The sequence below is a fragment of the Streptomyces sp. NPDC024632 genome, assembly GCF_055559175.1.
Window position 1 is genome coordinate 38,439 of record NZ_JBVHLD010000020.1, and the last position, 8,262, is coordinate 46,700.

Sequence of the window (8,262 nt, forward strand, 5' to 3'; positions counted from 1 at the left end):
GACATCCCTGCTCTGTCGGCGGGGAGGAGGCCAACACCGGCTCCCCGCACCGGAGTCGGGCTCGCGTCAGCGGCTCTCGTGGTGCCGGGCCAGCAGTTCGCCCGCGTGCCGGACGTGGTCGGCCATCGCCGTACGGGCCGCGTCCGCATCGTGGTCCGCCAGTGCGGTCAGGATCGCCTCGTGGTCGTGCGCGGACGCCTCCGCCCAGCCGTCGACGCCGGAGAAGAACATCCGGGGCGCGTAACGCGACGCGGTCCGCAGGAACCACAGCAGGCGCGGGGAGCCCGCGGCGCGGTTGATCTCGCGGTGGAAGAAGTGGTTGAGCCGTTCCACCCGCGCGGCGTCACCCGCCCGGTGTGCCGCGACGAGCTCTTCCTGGAGCGCCACGAGCCCGTCCAGCGCCTCCGCGGTGAGGCGACGGCTGGCGAGCGCGGCGAGTTCACCCGAGACGAACGCGTGCACCCGGTAGATGTCCTCGATGTCCGAGCGGGACAGCGGCAGCACGACGAAGCCGCGGTTCGGCTCCAGTTCCACGAATCCCTCGCCGCGCAGCAGACCCATCGCCTCGCGTACCGGCGTGACGCTCAGCCCCAGCCGCTGGGCGAGCGGTTCGAGCCGCAGGAACTCACCCGGCGCGACCCCGCCCGAGACGATCAGATCGCGTACGTACGAGGCGACGTCGTCGGACCTCCGGCGCCCGTCCGTCACCGGCCGCACCCACTCTCTCCGCTGATCCTCTGCCGGGTTCTCCGCCGGTTTCCCCTGCTGGGACGGCGTTCACCCTACATCATGTACGATCTGGAGAAATCGTATATGAAAGGTCGGTGGCCATGGCGTCGAGCGTGCGGGTGCGCGGCCCGGTCGTGGGCAGGAGAGGCCGTTGACCGCCGCCGAATTCGAGAAGATCGCCGCCACCTGGCGACCGGAGCCCGCGCAGGTCAGCGGCGCGGTGGAGCGGGGGACCACCGACAAGCTCGCCGCGCTGCTGGACGTACCCGCCCCCGAGGACGGCGCCGAACTGCCGCCGCTCTGGCACGAGGTGCTGCTGCGCGACACCGTCGGGATCGAGCGGATCGGCGCCGACGGACACCCCGAGGGCGGGGCGCTGCTGCCGCCGCTGGCCGACCGGCGGCGGATGTTCGGCGGCGGCACGGTGGAGGTCGTCGCGCCGCTGCGGGTCGGCGACCGCGTCGCCCGCATGAGCCGCGTCGCCGACGTCCGGGTGCGCGAGGGTCGCTCCGGCGTGCTGCTGCTGGTCACCGAGGACCACGTGTGGTCGGTCGCGGGTGAGGACCGGATCAGGGAGCGGCGCGACATCGTCTACCGCCGCGCGGCCGACATCGGACCGCCCACCGCCACCACCGGAGGCGCGGTGTCCCCGGTCACCCCGTCGGCCACCCATGTCCCCGACGAGCGCTACCTGTTCGCGTACAGCGCGCTCACCTACAACCTGCACCGCATCCACTACGACGCCCCGTACGTCCGCGAGGTCGAGCACCACCCCGGCCTCGTCGTCCACGGCCCGCTGCTCGCCCTCTGGTGCGCCGAACACGCCCGGTACCGCCTCGGCGCCGCGCCGGCGCACCTCACCTACCGGCTGACCTCGACCGCCTACGTCGGCCAGGAGGTCACCGTCGGCTCGGCCGGGCGGGAGGACGGCGCCCTGTCCATCGAGGCATGGTCACAAGGGCGTTGCTGCGTACGGATGACCGCGCGGGACGCCGCACCCGCCGCCGACTGAACCGGCCGCGCCGTCGCCGCCGGGCACCATCGAAGGAGAGCGGATCAGCCATGGCACCTTCCGAAGACAACGAGAGCGCGGGCCCGTACGGCGGAGGCGACCGTACGGGTGTCGCGGACGCGCTGGGCCGCGCCCGGTCCTTCCTTTTCGTGCCGGGCGACCGGCCCGAACGGTTCGACCGGGCGCTCGCCAGCGGTGCGGACGCGGTCGTGGTCGACCTGGAGGACGCGGTGCCGCCCGACGCGAAGGAGGCCGCGCTGGCCAACGCGACGGCGCTGCTGGGCCGGGCGCCCGGCGTGGTGATCCGCGTCAACGACCCCCGCACGCACCGTGGTTCGGCGGATCTGGCGGCGCTCGGCGCGGCGGGCGCGCCCGTCGCGGTCGTCGTTCCCAAAGCCGAGGACGCGGCCACGGTCGCGGCGGTCCTGGCCGCCCTGCCGCCCGGCTCCGCCGTGCTGCCGCTGATCGAGACGGCGGTCGGCGTCCTCGACGCCCGGCTGATCGCGGCGGCGCCCGGCGTCGTCCGGCTGGTCTTCGGACACCTGGACCTCTGCGCCCAGTTGGGGCTGCGGCCCGACGACACCGCGCGGCTCGTCCCCGCCAGATTCGCCCTGGTCGCCGCCTCGGCCGCCGCGGGACTGCCCGCTCCCGTGGACGGCGTCTGCACCGAAGTCCGCGACCGGGAAACGGTGTTGGCGCAAGCCCGTGCGTCCCTCGACAGCGGCTTCACCGGCAAGTTGTGCATTCACCCCGCCCAAGTGCCCGCCGTCCACGAGGCCCTCGCCCCCGACCCGGACGAACTGGCCTGGGCCCTGCGGGTCCTCGAACTCACCACGGAGGACGAGGTGAAGCTCGTGGACGGCCACATGGTCGACCGCCCCGTCCACCTGCGCGCCCGCTCGATCGCCGCCCGCGCCGATCGGTGACGTGTCGGCGTGGCGGCGGTCCACGGTGGTCGGCGGCGGAAGCGGAGGTCGGCACCGGGACACCGGCCACGCCCAGGCGGTCCGTGGCCGTACCGCGTGGAGTCACCCGGCGGCGCGCCACCGGGGCGGGCGGCGCTCCATGAACGCGCGGATGCCCTCCTGCGCCTCCTCGCTGGCGAACAGCCGCGCCGACAGGGCGGTGAGGTCGCTCGCGTCCGCGGCGATCCGCCGCCGCCGGTCCGCCGTCAGCAGCTTCTTCGTCTCGGCGGACCCCTGCGGTGAGGTCTCGCGGACGGCGGCGGTGAAGCGGGCGACGGCGGCGTCGATCCCGTCGGCCGGGTCCGCCGATGTGATCAGGCCGATCTGCGCGGCGCGCGCCGCGTCGAAGGTCTCGCCGGTCAGGTAGTAGTGCGCGCCCGCGCGCGGTTCCATGACGTCCAGCGTGCACAGCGAGATGATCGCGGGCGTGACGCCGATCCGCGCCTCGGTGAAGGCGAAGGACGCGCCCTCGTCGGCCACCGCGATGTCGCACGCGCCGACGATGCCCATCCCGCCGGCCCGTACGTGCCCGGTGACCCGCGCGATCACCGGCTTGGGCAGCTCCACGATCAGGCCGAGCAGCGAGACGATCGCCTGCGTCGCCGCCGTCATCGAGCCGCCACCCGCCTCCGACAGGTCGGCGCCCGCGCAGAACGTACGCCCGGTGTGGGTGAGGACGACCGCGCGCACATCGGCGTCGGCGCCCGAGGACTCCAGAGCCTCGGTCAGCTCCGCGACCAGTCGGGAGGAGAGCGCGTTGCGGTTGTGCGGCGAGTCGAGAGTGATCGTCGCGACCTGGTCGCGTACGACGTGACGGACGAGCTGCGTCATGGAGGACACCTCGGGTTGGCGGCGGTCGACGGTCCCTGTGGTGGGGACGATGCTAGGGCGTGTCCGGTGGAACTACCGGTCGCGGTGCCGGGGAGGCTCGGGGCGGGCCCCGCCCGGCGGCCCGGCCGCGGAGCCGGGGAGGGGCAGGGGGAGGTCCGTGATCTGGCGCAGGGCGTCGAGGACGACGTGGACGGCCGCGCGGGGCGGGGAGCCGCGGCGGATCGCGGCGGTGATGGTACGGGAGACGGGGGTGGCGAGCTCGCGGGTGGCGACGCGGTAGCGGCTGTGGGCCACGGTCAGGCCGGGGAGGAGGGTGATGGAGAGCCCGGCCTCGACGTGCTGGAGGGTCATCATGTAGTTGCTGAAGCGGCAGACCACGCGCGGTTCGAACTGGGCCTGGCGGCACAGCCGCAGGGCCAGCCCGGCCATGTACGACTGCGGCATGTCCAAGGACCACGGCTCGTCCGCGTACGCCGCGAGGTCCGCGGCGCCGCGTCCCGCCGCGGGGTGCTCCGGCGGTACGACCAGCAGGATCGGGTCCCTGGCCAGCGGGACGAGGTCGAGGTCGGGGCCCAGGGGCAGCTCGTCGAAGTCGGTGGTCGTGATGATGACGTCCGCGTCGCCGCTGCGCAGCGCCGGCATGCTCTCGTGCGGCTCCAGTTGCAGCAACTCGATGTCGAGGCGCGGGTGTTCACGGGCCAGTCGGGTCACGACCGGCACGGCCATGGTGTGGATCGCGCTCTGGAACGCGCCCAGGCGTACGAGTCCGGCCGGCTCCTCGCCGAAGCCGTGCAGCTCCGCCTCGACGCTGTCCATGTGGTCGAGGACGGCGCGCGCCCGCCGGGCGAGGATCAGCCCGGCCGAGGTCAGCCGCACCCGGCGCCCGGTGCGTTCCAGAAGCTGCGTACGGGTCTCGGTCTCCAGCACGGCGAGCTGCTGCGACACGCTCGACGGGCTCAGGCTGGCGGCCTGGGCCACGGCCCGGATGGTGCCGAGCGTGTCGAGCTGGGTGAGCAGCCGCAGCCGCCAGGGATTCATCATGGGGCCATTCTTGTGCGGATCTACCGAACAGGACAGCCGGAAATGTGCGATGGACGTGTCGCTCGCGGGCCGCCTACCGTCGAGGACATGGCTGCTTCCCGCACTGGCACCCCCACGTCCACTACCGGCACCTCAACCGGCACCTCAACCGGCACCTCCACGGGCGTTTCCACGGGCGCTTCCACCGGTACGACCGCGGGCACGACCCCCGGCGTGATCACCGGCACCGCGACCGTCCCGTCCGCCCCGCCGTCCGCCGAGAGCTTCTGGGCCGACGCCGAACGGCATCTCGTGCGCTACGGACCCGAGTTCACCCCCGAGATCATCGAACGCGCCGCCGGAAGCTTCGTGTACACCGCCGACGGCCGGAAGATCCTGGACTTCACCTCCGGCCAGATGAGCGCGATCCTCGGGCACTCGCACCCGGCGATCGTCGCGACCGTCCGGCGGCAGATCGCGGACCTCGACCACCTCTACAGCGGCATGCTCAGCCGACCGGTCGTCGACCTCGCCCGGCGGCTGTCCGACACCCTGCCCGCGCCCCTGGACAAGGTGCTGCTGCTGACGACCGGCGCCGAGTCCAACGAGGCCGCGATCCGGATGGCGAAACTCGTCACCGGCAAGCACGAGATCGTCTCCTTCGCCCGCTCCTGGCACGGCATGACGCAGGCGGCGGCGTCCGCCACGTACAGCGCGGGCCGCAAGGGGTACGGGCCGGCCGCGCCCGGCAACTTCGCCATCCCCGTACCGAACGCGTACCGGCCCGACTTCACCACGCCCGACGGCGCGCTCGACTGGCGCCGCCAACTCGACTTCGCCTTCGACCTGATCGACGCGCAGTCCACCGGCAGCCTGGCCGCGTGCCTGGTCGAGCCGATCCTCAGCTCGGGCGGTGTCATCGAGCCGCCGCCCGGCTACTTCGCGGCCCTCCGCGACAAGTGCCGTGAGCGCGGGATGCTGTTGATCCTGGACGAGGCCCAGACCGGTCTGTGCCGCACCGGGACCTGGTACGCGTTCGAGCGCGACGGCATCGTCCCCGACATCCTCACCCTGTCCAAGACGCTCGGCGCGGGACTGCCGTTGGCGGCCGTCGTGACCAGCGCCGCGATCGAACAGGAGGCGTACGACCGCGGGTTCCTGTTCTTCACCACGCACGCCGCCGACCCGCTCGTGGCGGCCGTCGGCAACACCGTCCTCGACGTCCTGATCGCCGACAGGCTCGACGAACGCGCCCGCGCGCTCGGCGCGTTCCTCCGCGAGGGCCTGGCGGAGATCGCCGAACACCACGCTGTGGTCGGCGACATCAGGGGCCGCGGCCTGCTGACCGGACTCGAACTCGTCGTCGACCGCGACACGAAGCAGAGCTCCGACGAGCTGGGCGCACGCGTCACCCGCCGCTGCCTCGAACTCGGCCTGCACATGAACATCGTCCAACTCCCCGGCATGGGCGGGGTCTTCCGCATCGCCCCGCCCCTGACCGCCACCGAGGACGAACTCTCCCTGGGCCTGGCCGTCCTCGACCAGGCGATCGGCGACGCGTCCGCCACGCTCTGAGCCGCCCTCACGGCCTGGGCCGCCGTCACGCTCTGGACCAGCGCCATGCTCTGGACCACGCCCCCGCTCCGAACGACCGCCGCGCGAGCGGCTCGTGTGGCGGTCTAGCGCGGGGAAGCGCTCCCCTTCGGCGGAGTCGAGGCGTAGGGGAGCAGCGCCATCTCGCGGGCGTTCTTGACGGCCTTGGTGATCTGGCGCTGCTGCCGCGCGCTGATCCGGGTGACGCGGCGGCTGCGGATCTTGCCCCGGTCGGTTCGGGTCCCGGCCGCTCCGGCCGGGGGATAGGGCGGATCAGGACAGCGGGGAGAGCAGTTCGTCGAAGGCGGCCGGGAGGGTCCGCCATCCGGCGCGGCCCGCCGCGTACTCGGCGTCCGTCAACAGGCAGGAGTCCAGGAGGTCTTCGAGTCCCGACCGGTCGAGGCCGGGGGAGGTGAAGACCAGATGCTGGCAGCGGTCGCCGTGCTCCGGGTCCCAGTCGAGGGACGCGGCGGCCGTACGGACCGGGGACTCCAGCTCCCAGGCCGCGTCCGGCAGCGACGCCAGCCACGGGCCGACGCTCTCCACGCACAGGGCGCCACCGGCCGCGTCCCACGCCAGGAGCGTGTCGGGCCGGTCCGCGAGCCAGAAGCGGCCACGGCTGCGGGCGGCGGCGCAGGCCAGATCCTCCAGTGCCGCGTACAACCGGCCGGGGTGGAAAGGGCGGCGCCTGCGCCAGACCAGGGTGCCGACCCCGGCCTCCTCCGCTTCCTGCGGCAGCCGTGAGCAGGCGGGGTGCTGCGCGGCGGCGGCGCCTGCGACATCGAAACCGGCGAAGGCCATCCTGGCCAGCTCGGTGGTGCCCGCCGCCACCTGCCGCGCTGTCGGGTGGAGTTGACGCAGCAGGGCGCGCTCCTCGTCGGTCGGCTCCTCGTCCTGGACGACCACCAGCACCGGCGGGTACTCCAACTGGCGGGCCCAGGTGTCGCCGACCGTGCGCCGGTCCTGCGGCGCCACCGCGAGGCCCGCGTCGCCGAGGTCGTCGCCGTTGGCCAGGCAGGGCAGGACGAGAGCGGGGTCGACCGCCGTCATGACACCGGCCAACTCCAGGAAGCCGGAGCCCAGTTCGGCGATGATCTCGGCCATCCCCTGCGGCTCGACGGAGTCCCACAGCTCCACCACCGCGAGCCGCGTCAGACCGCTCGCGGCCAGCCGCTCCAGCTCCGGCACCAGGTCCTCGCGCAGAGCGCAGCACGCGCAGTCGTTGACCAGCGGCGTCTCGCCCTCGGACACGAGGCCGTCCGCGTCGCGCACCGTACGGCGCACGACACCGCGCTCCGCGGCCCGCGACAGGTCGTGGTGCAGGGCGACGCTGTCGGGGACCATCGACAGCAACTGCCCGACGACCGTGCGGCGCGCGTCGCCGTGCATACCGGCCACCACGACGACCGGCAGCCGGTCGTACCCCCGCGTCATCGCGGACCCCGCCGCGCGTACCGGCGCTCGAAGCGCTCGACGCGGCCCGCGGTGTCCAGGACGCGGGCGGTGCCGGTGTAGAAGGGGTGGCTCCGCGAGGAGATCTCCACGTCGATGACGGGGTAGGTCCTGCCGTCCTCCCACACCACCGTCGTGTCGCTGGTGGCGGTGGAGCGGGTGAGGAAGGCGAAGTCGGCGGCCTTGTCGCGGAAGACGACCGGGCCGTACGGGGGATGGATGTCGGGCTTCATGGAGGTGTCCTCGTCGTGAGTCGTCGGCTGCGGGGTCCGGTTTCTCCGGCCGCGGTGTCGGGTCAGCGCGCGGGGTCGAGCAGGCCGCGCTCGTAGGCCCTGACGAGCCGCCGGGGGACCGCGTACGCGACGCCGTCGATGGTGACGGCGACCAACCGCGGTGCGGCGGCCTTCCATTGGGCGCGCCGGTGCCGGGTGTTGCCGCGAGACATCTTGCGTTTGGGAACGGCCATGACGGTCCTCCGTGAGGTGGGCGGACGGGCGAGCCACCACACTATATGGAGATGGATATCGTTTTCAATTAGAGATGCGTGGACGGGCGCGATCCCGGACACGCCGGTGGGGGGGGGGGGGGGGGGGGGGGGGGGGGGGGGGGGGGGGGGGAGGGGGGGGGGGGGGGGGGGGGGGGGGGGGGGGGGGGGGTTGG

At 73.5% G+C, this 8,262-nt stretch carries 9 protein-coding genes and 1 pseudogene; 3 read left to right on the forward strand and 7 right to left on the reverse strand.

Annotated elements, in window-relative coordinates; translation table 11 throughout:
- Positions 1 to 66: 66 nt before the first annotated feature.
- Positions 67 to 708, reverse strand: coding sequence for a GntR family transcriptional regulator (locus ACZ37P_RS32245; protein WP_467349897.1), 642 nt, complete (start codon positions 706 to 708; stop codon positions 67 to 69).
- A 172-nt stretch (positions 709 to 880) separates the two neighbouring features.
- On the opposite strand from ACZ37P_RS32245, the gene ACZ37P_RS32250 reads away from it, so the two are divergent.
- Together ACZ37P_RS32250 and ACZ37P_RS32255 are read left to right on the forward strand one after the other, a co-directional pair.
- On the forward strand, positions 881 to 1,741 hold the full coding sequence (locus ACZ37P_RS32250; RefSeq protein ID WP_467349899.1) for an HTD2 family dehydratase: 861 nt from the start codon (positions 881 to 883) through the stop codon (positions 1,739 to 1,741).
- A gap of 50 nt (positions 1,742 to 1,791) precedes the next feature.
- A complete protein-coding gene (locus tag ACZ37P_RS32255; protein ID WP_467349901.1) occupies positions 1,792 to 2,667 on the forward strand; it encodes an HpcH/HpaI aldolase/citrate lyase family protein in 876 nt (291 codons plus the stop codon).
- 102 nt (positions 2,668 to 2,769) lie between these two features.
- Here ACZ37P_RS32255 and ACZ37P_RS32260 read toward each other — a convergent pair whose 3' ends face one another.
- Both ACZ37P_RS32260 and ACZ37P_RS32265 read right to left on the reverse strand, forming a co-directional pair.
- Positions 2,770 to 3,537, reverse strand: a complete 768-nt coding sequence (locus ACZ37P_RS32260; protein WP_467349902.1) for an enoyl-CoA hydratase family protein — start codon at positions 3,535 to 3,537, stop codon at positions 2,770 to 2,772.
- A gap of 72 nt (positions 3,538 to 3,609) precedes the next feature.
- Positions 3,610 to 4,578, reverse strand: coding sequence for a LysR family transcriptional regulator (locus ACZ37P_RS32265; protein ID WP_467349904.1), 969 nt, complete (start codon positions 4,576 to 4,578; stop codon positions 3,610 to 3,612).
- Between the two features lie 87 nt (positions 4,579 to 4,665).
- On the opposite strand from ACZ37P_RS32265, the gene ACZ37P_RS32270 reads away from it, so the two are divergent.
- The gene (locus tag ACZ37P_RS32270) at positions 4,666 to 6,132 is read left to right on the forward strand and encodes an aspartate aminotransferase family protein (protein ID WP_467349906.1); all 1,467 of its coding nucleotides are present in this window, start codon (positions 4,666 to 4,668) and stop codon (positions 6,130 to 6,132) included.
- 104 nt (positions 6,133 to 6,236) lie between these two features.
- Here the strand turns inward: ACZ37P_RS32270 and rpsR are convergent.
- From rpsR to rpmF, 4 genes and pseudogenes are all read right to left on the reverse strand, one after another.
- Positions 6,237 to 6,386: pseudogene (gene rpsR, locus ACZ37P_RS32275) on the reverse strand (30S ribosomal protein S18); the annotation flags it as partial.
- Between the two features lie 37 nt (positions 6,387 to 6,423).
- Complete coding sequence (locus ACZ37P_RS32280; protein WP_467349907.1) at positions 6,424 to 7,584, reverse strand: CobW family GTP-binding protein; 1,161 nt, start codon at positions 7,582 to 7,584, stop codon at positions 6,424 to 6,426.
- Positions 7,581 to 7,835, reverse strand: coding sequence for a type B 50S ribosomal protein L31 (locus ACZ37P_RS32285; protein WP_355335009.1), 255 nt, complete (start codon positions 7,833 to 7,835; stop codon positions 7,581 to 7,583). The genes ACZ37P_RS32280 and ACZ37P_RS32285 overlap by 4 nt, the downstream gene beginning before the upstream one ends.
- 62 nt (positions 7,836 to 7,897) lie before the next feature.
- Positions 7,898 to 8,068, reverse strand: coding sequence for a 50S ribosomal protein L32 (gene rpmF / locus ACZ37P_RS32290; protein WP_401854437.1), 171 nt, complete (start codon positions 8,066 to 8,068; stop codon positions 7,898 to 7,900).
- Positions 8,069 to 8,262: the final 194 nt, after the last annotated feature.